Source organism: Nostoc piscinale CENA21 (assembly GCF_001298445.1).
GTDB classification, from domain to species: Bacteria; Cyanobacteriota; Cyanobacteriia; order Cyanobacteriales; family Nostocaceae; genus Nostoc_B; species Nostoc_B piscinale_A.
The window spans coordinates 123,966-147,898 of record NZ_CP012036.1; the positions used below are offsets into that span (position 1 = coordinate 123,966).

21 protein-coding genes, 1 tRNA gene and 4 pseudogenes are annotated in these 23,933 nt (G+C 39.2%); 11 read left to right on the forward strand and 15 right to left on the reverse strand.

Features of this window, described 5'->3' with window-relative positions:
- Positions 1–176: 176 nt before the first annotated feature.
- Positions 177–1,238 (forward strand): anti-sigma factor antagonist, encoded by a 1,062-nt coding sequence (locus tag ACX27_RS00560; protein ID WP_062287083.1) that lies wholly within the window; start codon positions 177–179, stop codon positions 1,236–1,238.
- 104 nt (positions 1,239–1,342) lie between these two features.
- Here the strand turns inward: ACX27_RS00560 and ACX27_RS00565 are convergent, their stop codons facing one another.
- The gene (locus tag ACX27_RS00565) at positions 1,343–1,591 is read right to left on the reverse strand and encodes a hypothetical protein (protein ID WP_062287085.1); all 249 of its coding nucleotides are present in this window, start codon (positions 1,589–1,591) and stop codon (positions 1,343–1,345) included.
- A 35-nt stretch (positions 1,592–1,626) separates the two neighbouring features.
- Entirely contained in the window at positions 1,627–1,872 is a 246-nt protein-coding gene (locus tag ACX27_RS00570; protein ID WP_062287087.1) for an HNH endonuclease, read from the reverse strand.
- Between the two features lie 154 nt (positions 1,873–2,026).
- Here ACX27_RS00570 and ACX27_RS00575 point away from each other — a divergent pair, with 154 nt between their 5' ends.
- Positions 2,027–2,299: a GlsB/YeaQ/YmgE family stress response membrane protein gene (locus tag ACX27_RS00575; RefSeq protein ID WP_062287089.1), complete on the forward strand. Its 273-nt coding sequence runs from the start codon at positions 2,027–2,029 to the stop codon at positions 2,297–2,299.
- Positions 2,300–2,512: 213 nt separating this feature from the next.
- Here the strand turns inward: ACX27_RS00575 and ACX27_RS00580 are convergent, their stop codons facing one another.
- Entirely contained in the window at positions 2,513–2,695 is a 183-nt protein-coding gene (locus tag ACX27_RS00580) for a CsbD family protein (protein WP_062287092.1), read from the reverse strand.
- Positions 2,696–3,035: 340 nt separating this feature from the next.
- Between ACX27_RS00580 and ACX27_RS00585 the strand changes: the two genes are divergently transcribed.
- On the forward strand, positions 3,036–3,833 hold the full coding sequence (locus ACX27_RS00585) for a hypothetical protein (protein WP_062287093.1): 798 nt from the start codon (positions 3,036–3,038) through the stop codon (positions 3,831–3,833).
- A gap of 142 nt (positions 3,834–3,975) precedes the next feature.
- Here the strand turns inward: ACX27_RS00585 and sir are convergent.
- Both sir and ACX27_RS00595 read right to left on the reverse strand, forming a co-directional pair.
- Positions 3,976–5,944, reverse strand: a pseudogene (sir, locus tag ACX27_RS00590) (sulfite reductase, ferredoxin dependent).
- Between the two features lie 413 nt (positions 5,945–6,357).
- Positions 6,358–6,894 (reverse strand): porin family protein, encoded by a 537-nt coding sequence (locus tag ACX27_RS00595; RefSeq protein WP_062287095.1) that lies wholly within the window; start codon positions 6,892–6,894, stop codon positions 6,358–6,360.
- A gap of 469 nt (positions 6,895–7,363) precedes the next feature.
- Between ACX27_RS00595 and ACX27_RS00600 the strand changes: the two genes are divergently transcribed.
- A complete protein-coding gene (locus tag ACX27_RS00600) occupies positions 7,364–8,311 on the forward strand; it encodes an ADP-ribosylglycohydrolase family protein (protein WP_062287097.1) in 948 nt (315 codons plus the stop codon).
- Between the two features lie 72 nt (positions 8,312–8,383).
- On the opposite strand, the gene ACX27_RS32160 is transcribed toward ACX27_RS00600, so the two are convergent.
- The 3 genes from ACX27_RS32160 to ACX27_RS00615 all read right to left on the reverse strand — a co-directional run bounded on the left by ACX27_RS32160 (position 8,384) and on the right by ACX27_RS00615 (position 11,090).
- On the reverse strand, positions 8,384–9,379 hold the full coding sequence (locus ACX27_RS32160; protein ID WP_062287100.1) for a transposase: 996 nt from the start codon (positions 9,377–9,379) through the stop codon (positions 8,384–8,386).
- A 14-nt stretch (positions 9,380–9,393) separates the two neighbouring features.
- A complete protein-coding gene (locus ACX27_RS00610; RefSeq protein ID WP_062287102.1) occupies positions 9,394–10,245 on the reverse strand; it encodes a hypothetical protein in 852 nt (283 codons plus the stop codon).
- 185 nt (positions 10,246–10,430) lie between these two features.
- A complete protein-coding gene (locus ACX27_RS00615) occupies positions 10,431–11,090 on the reverse strand; it encodes an Npun_F0813 family protein (protein ID WP_062287103.1) in 660 nt (219 codons plus the stop codon).
- 336 nt (positions 11,091–11,426) lie between these two features.
- Here ACX27_RS00615 and ACX27_RS00620 point away from each other — a divergent pair.
- The 6 genes and pseudogenes from ACX27_RS00620 to ACX27_RS30515 all read left to right on the forward strand — a co-directional run bounded on the left by ACX27_RS00620 (position 11,427) and on the right by ACX27_RS30515 (position 17,958).
- A tRNA-Arg gene (locus ACX27_RS00620) sits at positions 11,427–11,499 on the forward strand.
- Between the two features lie 1,102 nt (positions 11,500–12,601).
- Positions 12,602–12,946: a hypothetical protein gene (locus ACX27_RS35105; RefSeq protein ID WP_335337748.1), complete on the forward strand. Its 345-nt coding sequence runs from the start codon at positions 12,602–12,604 to the stop codon at positions 12,944–12,946.
- 55 nt (positions 12,947–13,001) lie between these two features.
- Positions 13,002–13,694: a mechanosensitive ion channel family protein gene (locus ACX27_RS35110; RefSeq protein WP_335337749.1), complete on the forward strand. Its 693-nt coding sequence runs from the start codon at positions 13,002–13,004 to the stop codon at positions 13,692–13,694.
- A gap of 5 nt (positions 13,695–13,699) precedes the next feature.
- Positions 13,700–14,832: pseudogene (locus tag ACX27_RS00630) on the forward strand (mechanosensitive ion channel family protein).
- Between the two features lie 178 nt (positions 14,833–15,010).
- Positions 15,011–17,477, forward strand: a pseudogene (locus tag ACX27_RS00635) (dynamin family protein).
- Positions 17,478–17,580: 103 nt separating this feature from the next.
- Positions 17,581–17,958, forward strand: a pseudogene (locus ACX27_RS30515) (KGK domain-containing protein).
- Positions 17,959–18,374: 416 nt separating this feature from the next.
- Here the strand turns inward: ACX27_RS30515 and ACX27_RS00640 are convergent.
- From ACX27_RS00640 to arsB, 4 genes are all read right to left on the reverse strand, one after another.
- Positions 18,375–18,983, reverse strand: coding sequence for a hypothetical protein (locus ACX27_RS00640; RefSeq protein ID WP_062287105.1), 609 nt, complete (start codon positions 18,981–18,983; stop codon positions 18,375–18,377).
- 157 nt (positions 18,984–19,140) lie between these two features.
- Positions 19,141–19,809: an arsenical resistance protein ArsH gene (gene arsH / locus ACX27_RS00645; RefSeq protein ID WP_256364372.1), complete on the reverse strand. Its 669-nt coding sequence runs from the start codon at positions 19,807–19,809 to the stop codon at positions 19,141–19,143.
- A gap of 100 nt (positions 19,810–19,909) precedes the next feature.
- A complete protein-coding gene (gene arsC / locus ACX27_RS00650) occupies positions 19,910–20,308 on the reverse strand; it encodes an arsenate reductase, glutathione/glutaredoxin type (protein ID WP_062287109.1) in 399 nt (132 codons plus the stop codon).
- 34 nt (positions 20,309–20,342) lie between these two features.
- A complete protein-coding gene (gene arsB, locus ACX27_RS00655; protein WP_062287111.1) occupies positions 20,343–21,494 on the reverse strand; it encodes an ACR3 family arsenite efflux transporter in 1,152 nt (383 codons plus the stop codon).
- Positions 21,495–21,823: 329 nt separating this feature from the next.
- On the opposite strand from arsB, the gene ACX27_RS00660 reads away from it, so the two are divergent.
- A complete protein-coding gene (locus tag ACX27_RS00660) occupies positions 21,824–22,264 on the forward strand; it encodes a hypothetical protein (RefSeq protein ID WP_062298052.1) in 441 nt (146 codons plus the stop codon).
- A gap of 81 nt (positions 22,265–22,345) precedes the next feature.
- Here the strand turns inward: ACX27_RS00660 and ACX27_RS00665 are convergent, their stop codons facing one another.
- From ACX27_RS00665 to upp, 3 genes are all read right to left on the reverse strand, one after another.
- A complete protein-coding gene (locus ACX27_RS00665) occupies positions 22,346–22,621 on the reverse strand; it encodes a YggT family protein (RefSeq protein WP_062287113.1) in 276 nt (91 codons plus the stop codon).
- A 172-nt stretch (positions 22,622–22,793) separates the two neighbouring features.
- Positions 22,794–23,138, reverse strand: a complete 345-nt coding sequence (locus ACX27_RS00670) for a ssl2009 family thylakoid membrane protein (RefSeq protein ID WP_062287116.1) — start codon at positions 23,136–23,138, stop codon at positions 22,794–22,796.
- A 77-nt stretch (positions 23,139–23,215) separates the two neighbouring features.
- Positions 23,216–23,866 carry a uracil phosphoribosyltransferase gene (gene upp, locus ACX27_RS00675; RefSeq protein WP_062287117.1) on the reverse strand — a complete coding sequence of 217 codons (651 nt, stop codon included), beginning with the start codon at positions 23,864–23,866 and terminating at the stop codon, positions 23,216–23,218.
- Between the last annotated feature and the right edge of the window lie 67 nt (positions 23,867–23,933).

The following is a 23,933-nucleotide window of genomic DNA, read 5'->3' on the forward strand; positions in this document are numbered from 1 at the left end:
CTACAGTCAAAAGCAAAAAGGAGCAGAAGGTAAAAATATTACTTTTCTTAGCCTTATGCTTGCAAAACGTCCTTACCACTCCAACTACAGCGAAAAATCAGTCTTTGTTCCTACCCCTGAAATTTGAGGTTCAGTGATTTTCTAGGACACAATAATGTTTGGCAGATTAAATTTACATGGCAACGAAAGTGCAGAGCTTCATGACTAGCCAACCCACAGAGGTAAATTTCCCAGTTACTTCCCTCAATGAAACGGCGATAGTGCAGGTATCGGCGCGGTTAAGCGTGCTAGAAGCAGTCGGCTTTAAACAAACCTGCCAAGACCTCATCGCAACTAACCCACACCTCAAGAAAATCATTGTTGATTTTCACCAGACGATTTTCATGGACAGTAGTGGTTTAGGCGCTCTGGTCAGTAATTACAAAATTGGTCAAGAAACAGGAATTACTATCATTCTGCGAGATGTTACCCCGCAAGTTATGGCGGTACTAACTCTGACAGGATTAGAACAAGTTTTTCCGATGGAGTCTAGCGGCGAAGCAGCATTTGTCGCAGATGAAAATGATATAGAAGCCTCTAAAAATAATTTTCGTAAACTAGAGCAACTTCCTACCACTCACCCTTCTATAGCCTCTTGGATGAAACGCTTGATTGATATAGTGGGTTCATTAGTGGGTTTAGTAATTACAGGAATTTTGCTTATCCCGATTGTCATTGCAATTACAATTGATGATCCTGGCCCAATTTTCTTTAGTCAAACCCGCTGTGGCTGGATGGGTAAGCGATTTAAAATTTGGAAATTTCGCTCTATGTGTGTAGATGCGGAAGCCAAAAAAGCTTTAGTCAAAAATCAAGTACAGGGTGCATTTTTTAAGAATGACAACGACCCCAGAATTACCAAAGTCGGGCGATTTTTACGGCGCACAAGTTTAGATGAATTGCCACAATTTTGGAATGTTTTAAAAGGTGATATGAGTTTAGTAGGTACTAGACCACCGACACCTGATGAAGTTGAACGTTACGAAGTACCAGAGTGGCAACGTCTAGATGTGAAACCAGGAATGACTGGAGAATGGCAAGTCAATGGTCGGTCTACAGTCCGCAGTTTTGAAGATGTGATTCGCCTGGATTTACAATATCAAAAAAACTGGAGTTTGCTGTACGATTTAAAGTTAATTTTGAAAACTGTTGCTATTTTGTTTAACAAAAAAAAGTGGCGCTGTTTAGCAAAAATATAATTTTAAATTCGTCAGTTAAATATGCTTACTCAGATACCCGACTTCTTTAATTAGTCGGGTATCTTGTTTGTGAGGAATGATTTACGGCTACTATAGTTTAGCTGTTAAACTTTGCCGTTGCGGCGATCGCACCGATATGGATAAAGCCATTCACACCTAAATATACCAAAAGTGTGTTTTTCTAAAAATGAGCCAGCGTGATACCTGCCTGAGATGTTAATCCCCGCTTTTGTTTTAATCTCATATAGTTTGGGAAAGGCAGCCGCTAAAATGGCGATCGCAGCTAATAAATAAAATACCGGGGTTCTAAGTTTGCCAAATCTACGAGAATTGCTGTTGACTTTACGAGACATACTTATTCAAAACTCACAGCCTATTCTAGATTAGCTTAACTTTGAAAATGTCGCCGAAAACGCTGATCTGTTTTGTCAGATTTTTTAAGATTACAAGTCAAGCAAAGAGTGTGTAAATTGCTGATATCATTTTGACCACCACGCGCCAAGGGAATGATATGGTCAATTGTCAAATTAGTTTCTAAGTCCATCTTACCGCAGCTTTGACATTGATATTTATCACGTTGAAATACATATTGCCTAACTTCAGGTGGTATCCGAATCCGGGGGGTTTTATTCATCAATTATCCTCATGAATTATACGACATAGTTCTTCCACAAAAGTTGATTGGGGAAGAAATTACAGTTATCTTGCCATAATACTTACTTCTTGAGGTAGAAGGAAAAGCAACTAGCTCTCATTAACATACTGGGAGAATCTTTGCTGAATTAATTATGAATATTATTGCTTGGATTATCTTAGGCTTGATTGCTGGAGCCATCGCTAAAGCTATTTATCCTGGCCGTCAAGGTGGTGGCATTTTGGCAACTATGGTTTTAGGAATCATCGGTGCTTTAATTGGGGGAACTCTGGTTACATTGTTAGAAACTGGCAGGTTGCAATTTACTGCGGCAACACTGAGTATTCCGGGGGTAATTGTTGCCATTATTGGCGCAATTATTGCTATTTTTATCTGGAGTTTACTCACTAACCGCCCCAGTTATTAATTGAATAAAAAATTATGGTTAGGCTGATTTTGTTGTTACAATCAATCATCAATATCAAAAACTCCACTTTTATCTAAAGTGGAGTTTTTTGTATAAAAATAAAAGCTGAAAACCAAAATTATAGCCTTAGTCTCATAGCTGAGTATAGTATTGATCACTCAAAGCATTAAATCTACTAGCTTTCTCCTCAGCACTCAGAACTTTACTCTATATTTAGTCTATAGCTTTTTTAAGTTCATCTTTGATGTTTTCTGTGGTATGAATTACGTTTGCTTCCGCTTGTTTAGCTTTACCTTCAGCCTTATCTGCGGGATTACCTGTAACTTCACCAACTACTTCCTGCACTTTACCTTCAATATTTTTAGCAGTTGCTTCGATGCGGTTTTCGATACTCATGTTTTTTACCTTGACTATTTGTAAACTAAGGAAAAAATATCAGGATTTTCGATTTTGATGTATCTATCAAATGATATAACAATTAATTATTATTAATATCTTTAGACAGATATACGAAAATAATTTACGCTCGGTTGTCTGTTGAGAATGGGTATGAGAGTTTTGGCTTACCTAAACTTCTATACTCCTGCACCCTATGCGAAACTCTTGATTTTACATCTCACTACGTAACTTCTGATAATGAATGATGAATGTTTGAGGATTGGTTCTCAGCTTGCACTGACAGAAAGTCGCAGAGAGTGAAATACTAATCCTGCGGATGTCTTATGGCTCAAGGTAGATGAAACACCTAAAATCGCGATCGCAAGACCTGCGGAGTTTGTTTGAGAACAACATTACAATCGAGTATGTAGCCGAACCTCTGAAAGCTGTGTCCTCCAAAGCAGAGGTAACAGAGGTATTGCAGTGGATGGAAGCAAAGGATTTTGATGTTGTCGGTATTGAAACGGCAGACAATATCACTGGTTATGTTGAACGCTCTTGTTTAATCCAAGCAAAATCGGGTAAATGCGGCGACTATCAAAGGATGTTTCATTCCCAAGAACTCATAGCCATCTCCACGCCACTGATGAAGTTATTACCCATTCTGCGGCAAACTCCCCGCTTATTTGTCTTAGATTGCAATCAAGTTAGTGGAATTGTGACTTGTGGCGACTTACAAAAAGCACCAGTGCGAATGCTACTATTTGGCTTGGTCACGCTGCTAGAAATGAACTTGCTGCGACTGGTAAGGCTTTATTATTCCCAAGATTCCTGGCAAAAATTCCTTAAATCAGAACGGGTAGAAATTGCCAAACGTCTGTGGCGAGAAAGTCAAGAAAGAAACGAAGCCACAGATTTATTAGATTATCTCCAGTTTTGTGACAAACGAGAATTAGTTTTAAATCAACCAGAACTGCTTGAACAATTAGAATTAAAGTCAAAACGTTTTGGCGAACGTTTCCTTAAATCTGCCGAACAGTTACGCAACCGACTAGCGCACGCGCAAAATTTAGTCACTGGTTCTTCTTGGACAGATTTAATTTCTTTAGCAGAAGCGATGGAAAAGTTATTAATTCGCTGTGAAGAAATCGAGTAATCCTGAACTCAAGTTAATTATTTCAGAAGAAAAATCTCTGTGTACCTTTGCGTTGACAAAAACTATGATTGGGAACAGCTCCACAAATAAATTGTAAAAGTAGAGACACACAATAGTGCATCTCTACTGTTGAAATCTACTGTTACTTGTCTATCTGCAAGTAAATCTTCAAGGCTTCATTAACTATTTCTGTCATTGATTTACCTTGGCTGGTAGCAGTTTCCTTCAACTTGCTGAAAACCTCGTCATAAAGGCTAATGCGGGGACGGGATCTGCTGGGTGCAGCTTTCTTTTTAGCTGGTGCTGCTGGGGCTGGAGTTTCTGCTGTGGTGACAGCGACAATTTCCGGTTGATACTGGGCTGCAAATTCACGAATAGCATCAAAACCAACCCGTGAGCAAAAGTCACCAAAGCTTTCTTCAGCTTGGCGTGATTTCTTGAAGAAAACAAAAATTGGCTCTAAAAAGCTTTCAATGTCGTTGTGGTGCAACTTTTCGACAATTGGTTGTGCCAATCTTGTTTGATGTGGTGAACCGCCCAACCAAACTTGATAAGATTCTGGCGCACTACCAACAAAACCTAATTCTGCCATGTAAGGACGAGCGCAACCATTAGGACAGCCTGTCATCCTGATGACAAAATGCTCATCCTCTAAACCAACTTTATCTAATAACGCCCGGACACGTTCTAAAATTCCTGGTATTGCCCGTTCTGATTCTGTGATAGCTAAACCGCAGGTAGGTAAAGCTGGACAAGCCATTGCATAGCGGAACAGTGGTTCAATTTTACCGGGGTCAGAGACAACACCGCAACGGTCGAGAATTTCTTGAATGGCTGCTTGGTTTTCTGGGGCAATGTCGCAGAAAATTAAATTTTGGTGGGGTGTTAGGCGGATAGGTAGGTGAAATTTTTCGACAATTTCCCGCAAGGCGGTTTTGAGTTGCAACGAACCTTCATCTTTTACCCGCCCATTGTCGATGGAGATACCTAAAAATAACTTGCTATCGCCTTGTTCTTGCCAACCAAGGAAGTCTTCATATTTAAATTCAGGTAAGGGTTTAAAGGGGGCGACTGGCTTACCAAAATATTCCTCGACTTTGGCGCGGAATTTATCTACACCCCAATCATTGATTAAGTATTTTAAACGAGCATGACGGCGGTCAGTGCGATCGCCATAATCTCTTTGAGTAGCTACAATAGCCTTGACAATTTCGTAAACATCTGCTTTATCTACATAGCAAATCGGGTCTGCTAATCTAGCAAATGTTTCTTCTTTATTGTGGGTTCTGCCTAAACCACCACCAGCAAAGATATTAAATCCTTCTAGTTCCCCTTGAGAGTTGGTTATTACTACCAAAGTCAAATCTTGGGAATATAAATCAATGGAATTATCCCCCGGTACTGTCACGCTAACTTTGAATTTGCGTGGCATGTAGTAAGTACCATACAGTGGTTCTTCACTGTCAGTAAAAGTTGTGCCGTTACCATTACTTTGCCGCGCCGCTTTCACCTCTGGATCTTCTTCCGCACTGATAGCTTTTTCGCCATCTAGCCAAATTTCGTAATAAGCGCCAGTTTGGGGAGACAGCAAGTCAGCAATTTTTTTGAGCATATTCCCAAGCATACTGATAATCAGCGCGATTTTTGAAGGGAACTGGTGGGGCCATAACGTTGCGGTTAATATCGCCACAAGCACCCAAAGTCGAACCTAGATTTTGAATAATAGTCGCAATGGCAGCTTTGAGATTTTTCTTTAAAATGCCATGCACTTGGAAACCTTGACGAGTAGTAGCCCGTAATGTGTGGTTGCCATATTCATCAGCGAGCTTATCTAAAGCCAAATATAATTGCGGCGGTACAAACCCCCCAGGGTTCTTTGTCCGCAGCATAAATTGGTAATCTTTCTCCTGCCCCTTGACGCGATTATCGCGGTTATCCTGCTGGTAGGAGCCATGAAACTTGAGAATTTGCACCGCATCTTCACTAAAGTGAGTAGTATCCTCAAGGATCTGCGTTGCTACAGGTTCACGCAAAAAATTACTATTTTCTTTGATGCCTTCTACTTTTGAGGGCTTACGGTTGGCGAGTGGAGGAGGAGCAGATTTAACCATGAGAGTTGTATAGTATTCTCAATAAAGCAGGGATGAAACCCAAGGCTAAGTTTTTGGCTCAGTGATTCCCGGTAATTCGGTCGGAAATATGAGGAATACGACAATTGTAACACGGCAAAAAGCCGGCTTTGTCGATAGTTTTACACTTAACAAAACCAGCATATATAAGTAGGTGGTATAAATCAACTTTAAGTTTGTTGGTTTTCGCTGACTTTTACGGATAAAGTCTGATATTCCATCAATCTTCAAAGTTCAACAACACCATTCACCATGTTGAACTGGAATTATCCCAACATACTTAAGTATGAGTTTATAGCAAATAAATCTTTATTTTCTAACATTTGTAAATGTTAGAATTACTCTCAAAAATTACGCCTACTCAAAAATTAACTTCTTACTTCCGAGAGAGCCAGTTATTTAAAACGATAGCCAATACCACCGTTGATGCTAACAGCAGAAGCGGGACTATTTTGATAAGCACGTAGCCCAACTTTGGCATTTGTGTAAATCAGGAAGTTATTCGCAACTTCTGATTCCACACCAGCACCCACAACTACAGAATCTCTATTACCCAAAGGACTGGGTGAACCATCTTTTTCAACAAAAGAATAACCACCAGTGACATAGGCATTAGTTCTATTAGCAATTGGCACGTCTACGGAAACTTCTGGAATAATACTAGTCGTCTTATCATTCCAGAGAACATTACCCCGTGCAGAAACTGGGAGGTTTCCTAATTTCACTCTACCTGTGAGATTACCGCCAAGGTTAGCTGCATCGTTGTTGAGTCCGCCATTGGTCACGCCTGCTGCAACACCAGCACCAATATAACTAGCATCAGTCCCTTTTTTATCTTGAGCAGCAGCTTGTCCTGCATTCATTACAAGAGGTGCAATAACTAAAGAAGACAATGCTGAAATTGTCAGGAAAGACCGAAGTAAACCTTTCATAATTTTGTTCAATTTTGTTAATTATTACTGTTATTTATTAGGTCGTAAATTGTGTACAAAAGTTCCAAATAATTTTCAATCTCTAGAAATTGTCGTGACGATTGATGCCCAACAGCTAGTCGTAGATTTACTATTTTAGATTGCGTAAAATTTGCCGATATTCGCAGCAAAATTTATCTCAGCCGGAAATTTTTCGAGTAGGCGCTTAAAAAACTGGCACAGAAACGAGAGAAAAGTTAATTTTTTCTTAGATGACTGATGCAATTAAAATTGATAATTTTGCAATTTCAACTAATGCCTAATAATTGCCTGTAGCAGTAATAGCAATAAGCTATGGCAGAAATATATAAAGTAAATTCATCAGAATTCAGTACTCAGAGGCAATTATCAGGGTTGGATGTGATTTACAGATATTGGGCTGCTTGTGTTCTGGCTGTGAAATTTTGGCAATTCTCATGGAGATGGCATAATGCAAACCGCTACACAAACATTGTCTGGTTTGATGGGTTTATGTGTCGGTGATGCCTTGGGTGTGCCTGTGGAGTTTACAAGCCGCGCTGAACGCATAAAATTCCCTGTCACGAAAATGCTGGGTTACGGCACATGGCATCAACCGCCGGGAACTTGGTCTGATGATAGTTCCCTAACGTTTTGCTTGGCAGAAAGCCTTTGCCGAGGGTATTCTTTGGATGCCATAGCTTTGTCTTTTTGGCGGTGGTACAAACAAGCTTACTGGACTCCTAGAGGGGAAATATTTGGCATTGGCCAGAGTACTCATGCAGCTATTATGCGAATTAACCAAGGCGTTCCACCTTTAGAGGCTGGGGGAACCAGCGAAATGAGTAATGGTAATGGTTCTTTGATGAGAACTTTACCGATGGCTTATTGTCATAAAACCTTAAATTTCTCGGAATTGATTTCGCGGGTGCATCAGGTGTCGTGTATTACCCATGCTCATGTGCGATCGCAAATGGCCTGCGGCATTTATACTAGTATCGCCATTGAACTCCTGCAAGGTGCTAATTTGCCCACAGCTTACACTCAAGGCTTAGAGAAAGTTCAAACTATTTATTCTGCACCGCAATTTCTGGCAGAAATGCACCATTTTGCGAGAGTATTCAGTGGTGAAATCGCCAGCTTACCAATTGAAGAGATTAAATCTGGCGGCTATGTCATTGAAACCCTAGAAGCATCGTTATGGTGTTTGTTAAACAGCACATCCTATGCAGAAGCTGTGTTAAAAGCTGTGAATTTGGGCGGACACACAGATACAACTGCGGCTGTCACCGGTGGGTTAGCGGGAATTTACTACGGTATTGAGGGTATACCTCAACTCTGGGTAAATCAAGTTGCTCGGAAACAAGACATTATGAATTTGGCTAGGCGTTTTACTTTAGCGGTTTACACGCATAACTAGGGGACAGGGGACAGGGAACAGCGAACAGGTAAGTAAATAGTCTCCTCCTGCCTCCTGCCTCCTGCCTTTTAGTTAAAGTGCAGACAAAGAGTAGACTTGACCATCAATTAACAGGCGAGTGATGCCTTTAGCTTGGAGGTGAGTCCGTGCCTTGTGTAGCATTCTACTATCAGGAACTTTAATCACGCGATCGCGTTTTGTTGAGAAACGTTTGGCTACGCGATGGTTATCAAATATAGGCAGAGTGCGCTGCTGGGTTTCCAGAGTCGGAATTTGCCCCAAATCACCAAAGTCCTTGAGTGGTCTAGTAATTAACTCGGCGGAACGGTCAATTACCAAATAACAAGTTCTCGGTAAATTAGCCGCCGACAATGGCAAAACTTGGACTGGTGCTTCACCTAACCTGCGTCTTGTAACTAACGGTCTTGGCTCGTCAAAGTCATCGTCATCCTCCTCATAATCATCATCATCTAAATCGTCATCATCTAAATCATCGTCTAAATCATCTAAATCTTCAGACTCATCGAGTAGTTCTTCGCCCAGGATATCGGCAAAAGCAGCAACTTTGGGGCGTTCCTCATCCATTATTGGGCTAGGAATGCTGGCAATTTCCGGTGGTTGTTCTGGCGGAATTTCGGCTTTTTTCACCAATTTTGGCTTTGGCTTTTCTGTAGTTGCTGAGGAACGCCGCCGCACTCTTCTACTACCAGAATTTGCTTCCTCATCATCCTCTGGTTCTGATGCTGCTTCGATGACTGGCTCCTGTGATTTGAGCTTAGGCAACTCTATAGGCTTGCTTTCACTCTGAGGAGGTTCGATTTCTGGCTCTTTTGGTACCAGCAAAGGCAACTGCTCATAATTTACCTGCGCCCTACCTTCAGGAGTCCGAGCCGCGCGTTTCAAAGAAACTAAGTATTCGTACTCATCCTCTGGTAAGGTGCTTTTGAGCAGACGGCTGATGGTTGAGTTGCTCACGTCATAACGTTCTGCTAAAGTCGAGGTCGTTTCAGCAGTTTCTCGATATAACTTAAGAATTTCTTGTTTATCTGATTCTGTTAGTTTTCTCACGGTAGACACCAAATCTAAGCTCGTTTACGTCCACGCTCCCGGCGAGTCCGGCTCAATGATGCGTCATGTTCTAGGACTGCGCCCATACCAAATAACACTCCACTAAATACCCAAAACACTTCTAATATGTCTCCACTTTGATAATTAGGCCCTTGAGCGAATTTAAACCACATATCTGCAATGTAAAGCGAAAACGCGGCCGCTGCAATCATTCGCCAAGATTGAGCTACTCGTCCACCCCAAAAAGCTAAGAGTAAGGTTGTCGCAATAATCAGCAACAATACATCACTCACGATGTAAAACCAGTTCAAAATTGCGGCTAGTAGTTCTGTTGGTGTTGTTTGTTGCATTGAAATCCACCATGCCACCAAACTGCCAAAGATTCCTATGGCTGCGACAATCAGCCATTGCCATTTTTCGAGATTAATGCGTCTTGATGCCACAGCTAAGATCATGCCTACGCCCAGGGAAATATAAGTCAATACAAAAAATACATCGCCAATGGATACATCCGGTTCTTCTTTTAAAATTATTTCTGTATAGCCAAAAAATATCCCTCCCAGGAAATAAGAAAGCATACCAATGGCAATTGCCAACCACACATTTCGACTACTGACGATTTGGGGGCTACGCCAATTCCTTAAGCATAAAATACCAGCACCCAAGTAAGCTAACGCTTCAAAAATATTTGTGCCAATTACATACCATTCGGTACGACTTTCTACGCCGTTGGCTCCTGGAATTTTAGCACTAAATAGCAAAAAATATAATAGTGCCGCTACCCCCCAGGCAATTCCGGCCAAGAGAATATTACGATTACTGAATATAGATTTGGAACGCAGAGAATTGTTGTAAGAGCTACTCATAGGGATTGACTATGTATATGCACGCTGGAAATGTGAAGTTTGAAGTCTGAAGTCTGAAGGATAAAGTGAGAATTTATTGGTATGTGCCTTGGTCGCCATTGGAGCGAAAAAGCTGATTTTTGCAAAAATCCAGGATATAAGTAAGTTTTTTAGACTTCATACTTCATAATTCATGCTTTTGCTGGCTATTGCCAGAGTTTATTGAGTGAAGATTGGTTGAGCCAGGAGATAAATAGCGATCGCTCGCCTTCTGCCATATCCTGTAACCTATCGGCTACTTTGTTGGCAAAGTTGGCATTACCAAAATAAGTTTTCCCTAGCTTGTGCAGTTCCTGTAAAAACGTAGTTACATGGTTTTCTTGCCAAGCTGGAAGTTTGGTGTCTTCTAAGGGATCTATGGTCACTAAATGCTTAACAGATTCGGGGGAAGAAGCTTCGGGAAATTTCTGCTGTCGAAAAACTTCCCCCATATCTTTTTCAAATAATGTTAATTGACGAGCGCCTAAGAACTCTTCAATATCCAGATGTACCGCTTGCAGTAGCAAGATACTGGCTTGAATGAGTATGTCTGTCTTGCCATGACCACCAGTATCACCATCTAGCTGTTCTAAGCGGATTTTACCCCAGATGCTAAAACGATCTGGCTCTTCTAGCAAGACACAAGCTTTACCGCGATTATCTGTCAAATCTCTCCACAAGGCGCGAGCTTCTTCTTCTTGATTAGCTTTAAATAAACTAATCAACCGAAAGGTTTGCCCCTGATAATGGAGGATCGGCACTTGCTGATCCCTTTTTGGGTGCTGAATGCTTGATATTTCAACATCCTGCCGTTTGAGAATAAACATGGCACGCTAAAATCACTCCTCACAGGGGCTTTGTGGATATGCGATCTATAATCTGATTTAGTAACATCGCCAAGAGTGCGATTACTTAGTACGTAATTATGGTCAGTGGCGCGATCGCTTTTTAGCCACCCTAGTGTAAGCTACCCAAAGGATATCTCCACTAAAATGCAAATAACTCGTCTTGACCACCCAATATAGCTAATCAATAACTGATTTGCTTTGTTCGACTAGCATCTTAGCCTTGCTATGGCAAATCTGCAATTTTTGATTGCTTCTTAGGGGCGATAACGATATAATTATTATTGATGGCTCTAGTCACAGCCATGACTTTAGCTTGGGCGCGTAGCTCAGTGGATAGAGCAATTGCCTTCTAAGCAATCGGCCGCAGGTTCGAGCCCTGCCGCGCTCGTTGAAATTAAAATACCAATTCTAAGTTAAATCAGGACTTATGCAACAAGATTGTTTGTTAAGCATGGGTGTGAAGGCTTAAGGGCTTTGCTGTTAGCATCAGTACAACGGTATCAGGGTTTTGAACACCTATATACCCTGGTTACTGAGCGCAGTCGAAGTACACCCCTATACCCTTGATTTTTCATCTCACTGCGTAAGTTTTAAAAGTATATCTTTACAAAAATAAATTATATATAAATCAAACTTAGTAAATACTATTAATAGTATCAATGTCATGAATTACTAATATTAATTAGTATCAAAATCGAGAAAATTCAAGGAAATTTTTTCAATAAATATGATTTTCATGATAAATACTTAATTTTAAATGTAATTGCTAAGTCTGCTTAACTCTAGCTTTGAATTAGTATCTTTTCACAAAAATATTTTATTTTTTCAAAAAAAAAATCAGTAATTATTCTCTGGTTTATTATAGAATAAGGGCAAACAAAAACTGTAGCGATCATCGCTGGCATTTTAGAAAGTGATCAATGCTTGCAGCCCCATCATTTCTACTGTTTTGATAGTAGTTTAGGGTTAACAGCATTACTAAAGCTTAGGTCAAAAGCTAGTCAACAAGTAGGCAAGTGAAATTCATCACTGTTTAGCCGTATACCTCAACGGAGTTGAGGAAAAATTGTTGCATCTTTATAGTCGTGATTCATTATGCTTGATTCAAGCTTGTGAATTTTAATTCATTTTCACGGCATTCAACTATTTTGAAGTTGACTTTAAAGTTTACAAATGAAAATTTGTAGACTGTTCGCGCACATTTACCCGAAATTCAATATTATGAATGACTTTCAGTTTATCCTAACTATCTGCATCTTAGCGGTAGCCTATCTATCGAGTATTTACTTGTGGTTAGCATTTTATCAACACACAAATGAATAATAAGATGAAAGCAACGGAAATTTTATTAATTAACAAGGTCTAATTAATTTTAGGCCTTGTGCCACTAAAATAGTAAACTAGTTAATGGCTGTAGGTGTATGTTTTATGTCTAGTCAGCGTCAACTCTGAATGTGAGTTGAGTGAGCGGTAAATTAATTGATGGAAAAATGCTGGTTTTTTTGGCAGAAATCTTTACAGATAAAGAAGTAAAAATTGGATTATTAGGTTTGGTGTTGGGAGTAGGAATATTTTTTATTGGCTGGGCAATAATTTTATTTATAAAAAAAATATTACAAAATTGGAATTTTATACAGATTGATGATGTATATCAAAAATTATTAAAACCACATAAAAATTTGTTAATTACTGTATTTTCAATTGTTATTGTTGATCTGACTGTTTTAGTATTACCCAATAATTACTGGACAAATTCACTAGAAATTATTGTGAGTTTAAGTTTGGCGATCGCCAGTAGTTGGTTAGCCGCACAAATCTTCAAGAATTTTTTTTGATTTTTATTTACTAAATGCAGCATTTAAGAGTGGACAAAAAGTTAGTAGTGAGTTATTGATTCTTTTAAGATGGGTAGCTAATCTCATTATTATTGTAGTCGCAATTTTAGTTTACGCTCAAACCCATCAAATTAATATATTAGGGTTATTAGCAAGTTTAGGTATTGGTGGTTTAGCAGTAGCTTTTGCAGCTCAAAAAACTTTAGAACAAATTCTTGGTGGTATTGTTCTTTATCTTGACCGTCCATTTGTAATTGATGATTACATCGGATTACCCGATGGGACTTTTGGCAGAGTGGAATCTATAGGATTGAGATCCACACGTATTAGAACTTCTGGGAAAGGAACTGTGATGATAGTTCCTAATAGTGCTTTAACTCAATTAAATATTGAGAACTTTACTGGTGCTAAGAAAGTTATGTCTATACTTTATTTGACATTCTACCGCGCAATTAGTAGTGAAGAACGTGCCTTAATTCGTCAGGTAATTCTTGATAGTACTAATGACATTTTTGGTATTGATTCAAGAAATACCGAAGTAACTTTTAAAACTATTAATGGAGATATAGAAAAAACACAAGCTCAAGTTGCCTTCTTTATTTTGGGTTCTGGTGATGTTTCAATGGAATTGCGCCGTCAGCTTTTAGATTTAGCAACTCAAACTATGACTCAGTGCTTAAAAGAATATGGTATTGCGTTTGATATAGAAGAACCAACAATCTATGTGGACTCACCGATTACAATTTAGAAATAATGACAAATATTTCACAATTCGTTCTGAACTTTTTTCAGCGTGAAACTACCATCTTAGCTTTATCTCGATTTGGTGTGTTTCTTTGTTTCATTTTTCTGTCTTTATTAGCAGGGAGATATACGCCAACATTTGTCAGAATTATTACGCAGAGATTTGCACCCCAACAAGTAACTAGTATTTATAATAATCTCGTCGAGCCTTTAAGAAGCTTATTTAAAATTACTGGAACTTTAATTTTAATTTCATTATCTTTAGCATGGATTGAAGATTATCAATCTATTTATAATTTTTTATCTCCAATTGTAGATTTAGCTGTAATTATTAGTCTTGCTTGGTTATCTTCTCGCCTATTTCGACAATTTATTCGTTTTTATGGTATTGAAATAGTTAGAAAATTTGGTCGAGAAGTAGATGAATTACTTTTGGTATTTGAAACTTTAGCCAATGTCATTATTGGATTTATTGCGGTTTTAGCTTTTGCCCAAAGTCAACAATTTAATTTAGTAGGCTTACTTACTGGCTTAGGAATTGGAGGTTTAGCAGTAGCTTTTGCAGCCCAAAAAACATTAGAACAGTTGCTAGGAACGATTGTATTATACTTAGATAGACCCTTTGTGCCTGGAGAATATATTCGTTTACAAAAATCTAATCAAATTCCCGAAGGTTTGTTTGGTAGAGTAGAGTCAATTGGTATTAGATCAACTAAAATTCGGACTGCGGCTAAAAGTACCTTATTTATTATTCCTAATTCCATTTTGGCAAACTTAGAAATTGAAAATATTACTCGTGGTAAAAAAAGTGATGGTGCTACTGTACCTGGATTTTTTACATATCCTACAAGAGCGAGAACAAGCTTTAGTACAGCAGATAATTGTTGAAAGTACTAACTCTCTGTTTGGTATTGATCCAGGTAGTACTAGTATTACTTTTTTAAATCATCAGAATGAGCAGCAGTTAACTCGCACAAGAGTAACATTTTTTTATTTTAGGTTCTAGTGAAAATTCTCTACAATTACGAAAACGTTTGTTGGAATTGGCAAACGAAAAAATCTCGAAAAAGCTAGTTAATCATGGCATTGAATTTAAGTTGCAAGAACCGACAATTTATGTGGAATCACCTGTGACTATTTAATTAAAAAACAGATGAGTAATCTGTATTGTTTTGTAATTAATGCAACTCAGGACTTTCAATTATAATTTAATCTACAATTCCAATGGTTATTGCCAATTAATTTATATATAAGTGGATTTACCGAGGTTTTACGAATTTAATCATTATTAATATATATGTAATATTCAGGGTATTAAAAATGACTAGCCTGCCGATTCAATGTGCAAATTTAAAAGAGCAAGTTGAATTAATTTTACAGCTTTTCCAGCAAGAACCTGCTTTACGTTCTCAGGATATCACACCTGTACAAACTTCTTTAGGCAAGGCTATTTCTCCGAAGTTTGAAATTGTGTTTGCGGGTGCGTTTAGTGCAGGTAAATCTATGCTGATTAATGCACTACTGGAGAGAGAATTACTGTATAGTGCAGAAGGTCACGCCACAGGCACAGAATGTAAAATTGAATATGCGGAACTAGATAAAGAAAGAGTCATATTAACTTTTTTAAGTGAAGCAGAAATTAGAGAACAAGCCAGTTATTTATGTCAGCAACTAGGATTTACAACAGCAGTAAATATCAATCAAGCTGAAGTGATTAATTTGCTTAATCAAGGCTGTGAATTAATTCTACAACAGGAAGGCGGGGAAAGTCGTTCGGAACGTGCGAAACAAGCCAAAGCATTAACTTTATTATTAGCAGGTTATGAAGCAAACCGTGAGCATATTAATACAGTTAATAATGCTACATATTCAATGGAGACATTTAATTTTTCCAATTTAAAAGAAGCCGCAGGATATGCAAGACGCGGAAGTAATAGTGCTGTTTTAAAGCGAATTGAATATTATTGCAATCATCCTCTGTTGGAAGATGGTAACGTTATTATTGATACACCAGGAATTGATGCACCTGTAGAGAAGGATGCACAGTTAACTTATGCTAAAATTCAACATCCCGATACTTCAGCAGTGGTGTGTGTGCTGAAACCAGCATCGGCTGGTGATATGACAAAAGAAGAAACTGCACTTTTAGAAAAAAATGCGGGAAAATGGCGGAATCCGCGATCGCGTCTTTTACGTCTTCAACCGCATCGACGAAACTTGGTACAATACCCAATTAAGGCAGCGATTGGATGATTTAATTAGCAGTCAGTTTCGAGATACCAGCAGAGTTTACAAAACCAGTGGCTTACTTGGTTTTTATGGTAGTCAAATTAAGCAGACAGGTATACAGAATAGGTTTGGTTTAGATTCTATCTTTGCGGAAAGTGTTCAAGGATTGAATGGAGAGGAAGAAACACCACAGTTTGTCTACGCATTTAATAACTATTGTGTGACTTCTGGTAAGCTTTCTCATACTAATTTTCGGATTTCTCTGAATGGGTTTGAAACTCCCAATCAAAACTATTTACGGATTTTGTCTGAACAAGGTACGCCTTTAATTAATCAGCTAATACTAGATAGTGGTATTGAAGAATTCCGCGCAGCAATTACCCGCTATCTCACAGAAGAAAAGCGTCCGATGTTATTTCAAAATCTGGCTGATGATTTAGAAGATATTTGTATTAAGCTGAAAAAAATTTATCAGTCAGTTTACCGAGATTTAGACAGTCAGCCAAGAGAAATTGAAGCGATGAAGTCGCAGGAATTGCAGCGACTCAATCAACAACTCCAGGAAATTGGGAAAGATTTCAATCAACATATCATCGCAGAAATCAACCAAGTCATTAATAATAGTTGTGATACCTTTGAAGCTGATTTCCGTCAATTACAATCACGGATGATTCGGCGTTTAGATGAATTGCTAGATACGTTTTCTGTGGCTGATGCTTATCGTCGTGCAACACTGAGTCATTTGCGGAATGCAACTGCACCATTACTAGCAATTTTAGTCGAAGCATTTTATTATTTATCCAATCAGTTGGAAGATATTTTAGTCAATTCATCCGAACAAGTAGTAGCAAATTTCTTTCAACGCTTAATTGAGACAATTCGCAAAACTGAGTACTACCGTCAGTTATATCGTTTATTGGGGAATGATGGTGGGATTGAACAAAATATCAAAGCCATCGAAAAACAGGTAACATTAGCTTTAGTAAGTGCAGCCAGTGTAGAATGCGATCGCTTCGTGCGAGAAAGTCCGAGATTTTATGATGAAGGCACTTTTTCCATCTATCAATTTCGTCAAACTTTGCAGCAAACCTCCCAAAGTTATGACTGTGAAAGTATGATTGAAGCTGAACCAGCAATTAGGCAATTGTTAAAGTTAGATTTTGAACCAAAAGTTTCCTATACCATTCGCACATCTTTCCGCCAAACTATCAACCAAATTCTAAAAACACAGTTGTTACCAATGGCGGAACAACAAGCCGATGATATTTTACAGCAATATCCCCAAGCGCGTGTTTATTTAGAACAGACTTTGCAACAAGAAGCGGAAGAGAAAATCTTGCAGAATCGCCGCTTGCTAAGTACTGTGGAACAAAAAATGGAGAGTTATAACACAGCAGTATCTGGAATGAATAGTTGTTTACAGGCAATGCAATTATATGACTATTTATTGCCAGTAATTAATCTAAATGAGTTAGATGCTGTGGAAAAGATTGCTGCAAGTAATGGTGTGGTGATTTCTGATGGTTTGTTGGATGGTATGGTACAAATTCAAGATTGATTGTTTCCTATTCTATCGGTAAATCAGAAGGTACCTGACTTATTTGATAAGTTAGGTATCTGCGACTATCGAAGTGATGATTAATTTTTAACTAGAGGTTGATATGGAAGATATATTCAAACCCATAGAATGTAATGATGATGACGTTGTAGAAATTGGAGATAACATTTATAAAATTAGCAGAATTAAGTCTGGAGTAGGTCAATCATCTAATCAGGGTTTATCATATTAGTTGCAACAATAACTAAGTAGTCGAAGAATTGAATTTCCATCATGTAATTTTTTCTCTAATGAAGGGATAGACTGCAAAATCCTAACATTAGGTTCTCAAAACTGGAAACATGGAAAAATAAAATTTAAACTCAGCGTTGAGTTTTATATTGAAGAGGATGTAGAAATAAATAACAGTAAAGATTTAGAAGTCACTGAAGTAGACTCATCACTGGATGAATTACGACGTAGGCTTCAGGAGGAAAGTTGAGGAATGAAAAAAATATATATAGCAATCCTATCTGAGTTGTGAAAAAGTATTCTTTTTAACGTAGACGCGAAGCGGCTTCCCGTTCGCCGTAAGGCGTTCCCGAAGGGTAGGGTACCTCAAAGGACGCATAGACGCGATAGCGGTGAAGCAGTGCGTTGGGCGGGTTCCCCGACTTGAAGCAACTGCTGAACCCGAAGGGCTTCCCGCAGGGTAGGACACAAAGAAGAAGAAAAAAGAGAAGAAAGAGAGTTTTATCAATGATTTAGGATTGCTATAGCAATCCAAACATATCTCTACTTTGTCTCCCTTGTCTTCCTTGTCTCTTGTGTTCATTTCTTAAATAGGACTGCTATATATACCTAGCTTTGTATCTGAAGAGAAGTATTCTTCCTACTCCTAGCCTACACAAATTGAGTTTATTTTTGGTTTTGAGGCCAGCGCCAGTTATAGCGGTTCCAATCATAAATGCCTTGAATTTCAAATTCGGAACCGTTATAAAAGCGAATAATGCAATTTAGAGAAGAGTTGTTAGTATCGCTGATTTCATCGATATAAACTACAGTGCAGAGAAACCATTCTCGTTTACAAGGGCCATTGTCTTGTACCCATTCCCAGAGAGCGTTGGAAACTTCGATGCGATCGCCTACTCTTAACTTGAGTGCATCTTCAAAATCAGCATATTTATCAAAATGATATGATTCGACTCGATTCAACCATTGCAAACCATAGCGATCGCGGATGAATTGGACTGCGCCTGAGTCTTGGTTATGCAGCCAATCATTGAGTAGTTGCACTTTCCATGTGCGGTTTTGTTGTTCTTCTGTTTTGACAAACTTTAAAAATGCTAACAGTTCTTGGGAATCTAATTCGTCTAAAGGGTTAGCAATATCGTATGTGGAATCTTGAGAAATTTGCTTGACTACTTGCAGTAATATCTGTTTCTGCGTTTCAGAGAGAGGACAGCTGGCTACATCACAACGCTTAAAGGCTGTTTGCAATGCTGTTTTAATCTCATCTGGGGTCATAGGTCGTCAAGAACAACTTAGGGGTTATGTCTCTAATTATTACAAAATCCCTAGTTAGACAGTAAACGGCAATAGTATTATTTCCTATTGCCTATTGAACTTATTTAATTTTGCGTTCTCTTGTCGCCGAGATGCGATCGCCAAAAATTAATTTTCACTAATTGGTTTGCAAAGCTTTGTTAGCTATCTCAATGACTTCTTTGGCAGCTTTCTCTTTCCGTTCGCTGTAGCGATCAGTGAGATAATCTACCTTATCTCGCAACAACAAAGTAAACTTATAAAGTTCTTCCATCACATCCACAACGCGATCGCGGTAGGGTGAATCTTTCATGGTGCCGTCTTCGTTAAACTCTTGATAGGCTTTCGCTACTGATGATTGATTGGGAATCGTAAACATCCGCATCCATCGCCCCAAAATTCTCAATGTATTCACAGCGTTGAAAGACTGAGAACCACCGCTTACCTGCATCACCGCCAAAGTTCTGCCTTGGGTTGGACGAACTGCACCCATACTTAAGGGAATCCAATCTATTTGATTTTTAATAATCCCAGAAATTTGACCGTGTAACTCTGGACTAGACCAAACTTGCCCTTCTGACCACAAACTTAATTCCCGCAATTCCTGAACCTTGGGATGGGTGTCAGGTACACTACCGTAAATTGGGAGTTCTCTGGGGTCGAAAAACTTCACCTCTGCACCAAATTCTGTAATGATGCGTGCTGCTTCTTCTGCTAACAGGCGACTGTAGGAGCGATCACGCAAAGAACCATACAAAAACAAAATTCTGGGGGGATGGTCGAATGTTGTCATATAACGTAGTTGCACAAAATTAAATTCATTCGTGGAGGTAGGGAAGAGGGAACAGGGAACGGGGAACAGGAAAAGAATATGTGTAAGTATTTATTCATATCTGAAATCAATAAGTTTATGCTTGATTCACAGATGCAATTAATTGAACTACTCGTTCTTTAATTTCATCGCGCACTCTGGGGAAAATTTCTGGCTGTTCTGCTGGATCATCCAATTGCCAATCTTCAAATACTTCGCGCACCACCCACTCCGGTGGTAAATTCACACCACAACCGCACAGAGAAATCACTACATCAAAATCTGCGGCTTGAAAATCACTTAGGGGTTTGGAATGCTGATCAGTAATATCAATCCCAATTTCTTGCATCGCTGCGATCGCTTCTGGCCTCACCTGACTCGCCTCTAACCCCGAACTAGTTACGACAATTTTTCCTTGTCCCAGAATTTTTGCAAAGCCTTCCGCCATTTGCGAACGAGCAGAATTCTTTTTACAGACAAACATGACACGTTTCATAAATCAATTCCTTTGTTTGTGACGATAGTTGTAATTATTTGCAGTTACCAAAACAACGCGGATCTAGCAAGGTTGCTTTCTCTGGTTCTCTCGGAAACCAACTTGCTGTGCGTTTACAAAACTCAACCAGCATTAACATGACTGGCACTTCAATTAAAACCCCCACCACCGTAGCCAGTGCGGCACCAGAACTTAAGCCAAATAAAATCACAGCCGTGGCGATCGCTACTTCAAAATGATTACTCGCTCCAATTAATGCTGCTGGTGCGGCATCTTCGTAAGCTAAATTCAGCTTTAATGCTGCTACATAACTAATTAAAAAGATGAAATTAGTTTGAATAAACAGTGGTACAGCAATTAACAAAATATGCAAGGGATTATTCACAATTAATTCACCCTTGAAGGCAAACAGCAGTACCAAAGTTAATAGCAAAGCCGTAATTGCTACGGGAGTCAAATAATTAAGAAATCGTCTTTCAAACCAATCTTTACCTTTATATTTAAAAATCCAGTAACGGCTGTACATTCCTGCTATTAGCGGTAAACCCACGTAAATTAGTACCGACAAAACAATAGTTTCCCAAGGTACAGTTAAATTATTCGCCGCTAGTAACCACCTACCCAAAGGCGCATATAAAAACAACATTGCCAAAGAATTTACAGCCACCATGATTAAGGTATGTCCCTGGTTGCCGTAAGAAAGATATCCCCACATCAGTACCATTGCTGTACAAGGCGCAATTCCTAATAAAATCGTGCCGGCAATATAAGAATTAGCCAATGCAACTTCACCACCGCGAATCATTTCAGTTCCGGTAATCAAAGGACGAAATAGCCATCCTAAGAAAAACTGAGCAAATACTACCATCGTGAAAGGTTTAATTAACCAATTCACTACCAAGGTGAGAATCACTGGTTTGGGAGCGCGGATAGCATTTGTCGCTTTAGTGAAGTCAATCTTCACCATGATGGGATACATCATGAAAAACAAACATATTGCAATGGGAATAGACACTTGATATACACTCATGGCATCAAGAGCTACTGCCACTCCTGGAAATAATCGACCTAAAACAATTCCGCCAAAAATACACAAAAATACCCAAACAGTGAGGTATTTTTCAAAAAAGCTGAGATTGCTTCCTGCTTGTATCTGAGTTGTACTAGCTTGCGAATTATGACTCATCAAAATCACCTAAAATCAAACCGCTTAGACTTGGCTGCTTTCCGTCTGTTGTGGCTAAGTTCATCTATTTCTCATATCAAATTTTCTTGATGTATTAGGTGGATGTCAACTAGAGAATACAAAAATTCATCAAAAAAAAATTGATGGATACTCCGCAGAATTTAAAGTCTGCAATCTCTTGGTTACGAAATTCAGGTAAGCTGAGGTTAAAAATAGTGCTGAATGTCGAGTTTTTCGGCACTAAGTTCACTTAAAGTAATTAATTACCTGTGTGAAATATGAAAAAACAACACAGTAAAGCATTTTTATGGAATTTCCCAACTTTGGTTATGCAGTACTACTCAAAACTGATGCAGCTAATATTTACTGTTTGTCTGTTTGCCCTTCTCTCATGGGTAATCACACCAACAGCCGAGGCTTTAACCCCGATTAAACTATTTGACATTTCTTATAAAGATTGTCCCCCAGAACTAGCTCAGGGGGCTGTGACAAGTGGCGGTAGCGCAACGGCGGCTAATTGCTTTATTGTCATAGGTAAAGCAGAAAATGGCACTTATAAAACCGTCTACGATGCAGATATCTATGGTCGGATATATGATGCTAACAACGACTCAGTTTTACAAAATCGTACCCGCCTGGGTTCTATTGCCGAAGTTCCACCAGGAATTAGCGATTTTGAACTGAGAATTTCTGTACCAGCAAATCAGCCATTACCTTTAAAGTTAAAGCAATTTAAAGCATCGGGATTTAGTAGTCAAGTCCGAAGATGAGTGCTGAGTGCTGAGTGATTACAAATTTGAATAAACAGTCTGGGTTAATCAACCCAGACTTCAATAACATCCAGTGGATAGTTAGGCAAAAACCTGCAAACCACCTACCAGACTACCTACTACTTGGCCTACTATTTGCAGCAATAAAATCGCCAACATTGGAGAAAGATCAATGCCGCCCAAGGGTGGGATAATGGAACGGAAGACATTGAGATATGGGTCAGTAATTTGGCTTAAAGCAGAAAAAGGCTGATTATACCAATTGATGGTGGGGAACCAAGTCAATAAAACTCTAATAAATAGTAGAGCCGTATAAAGCTGTATGAAGGTATTGAGAGTGCTAATCAGTAAAAACATGGATTTTCAGGTTTCCTGCTAAGTTTCACAAGCGGTCTTATAGTAGATTTTAGTTTAGTCGTTGTCATGCTGTCTGCGAATCAGTATCTATTTTGACCACGACTAACATTTACCGCCGTTGTTGATTAGTCTGAAGGTGGAAACTCAGTTGCAGAAAGCCGTCTACAAATGACTAATCTTGTATTGAGGAACGATCGCCTGCTGTTTGACTAGCACTACCATTAACATTGCCCAATTGTTGTCTGACTTCGTCAATTGTGGCATTTAACTGAGCAATTTTATCTTCTAGCGATCGCCTAGCTGATTCCATTTCCAGATTTCCACTGTCTGAGGCTCTCATCCGTCGTTTTGCTGAGTTTTTTTTCGGCTCTACCGTACCATTGCTCAGTTCGGCTTCTTCTTCTGTTGATTCTAAATCCAACCGAGAAGTAATAATAGCTCCCAAAACACCACCAACTAAGCCACCAAACAGCGCCCCTGCGAAAAAACCACTAGCAAAACCATCTCGCTGACTCATAACTTTACCCGCCTTGAAGCAACCTTACAATCTTGATATTGTGTTAAGCGATTTTCCTTTCCTAGCTGCATAGTAACTTAAGTACCAAAAATGCGATCGCCTGCATCGCCTAATCCCGGTACAATAAAACCGCGATCGTTCACTATTTCATCAATAGTTGCAGTGTAAACGATTAAACCTGGATATGCGGCACTTAATTTTTGCAATGCTGGCGGAGCTGCAACTACGCTGACAATTCGCGTCAACTCCGGATCAATTCCCCGTTGAGTTAATTCTGCCATAGCCCGCATAATCGACCCCCCAGTAGCTAACATTGGGTCTGTAATTAACACCCTAGTTTGCGGGTCAAATTTTTCCGGTAATTTATTCAGATAACACCGAGCTTCCAGCGTTTCTTCATCACGCACTAAGCCCAAATGATAAATCGAAGCCAAAGGTAACAAAGTTTGCGCCCCTTCTAATAATCCTAAACCTGCCCGCAGAATCGGCACCACTGCCACAGGTACTTCTGGATTAATAAAAGTTGCTGGACAAGTCTCCAATGGAGTCTGCACCGTTGTCTCTAGCGTCGGTAGCCACTCCCGCGCCGCTTCGTAAGTTAGCCATCTGCCTAACTCAGTTATGGCACTGCGAAATAATACTGAAGGTGTAGCAGCATCACGGGCGACTGCCAACCAGTGCTTAATTAAAGGATGGGGTGGAACGTAAACACGCAGCTGTACCGTCATAGGCTGGAAATTGGCACTTTTGATTTTATAGGAACTGAAACCTCATCATACTCTTTCCTGCGTGTAG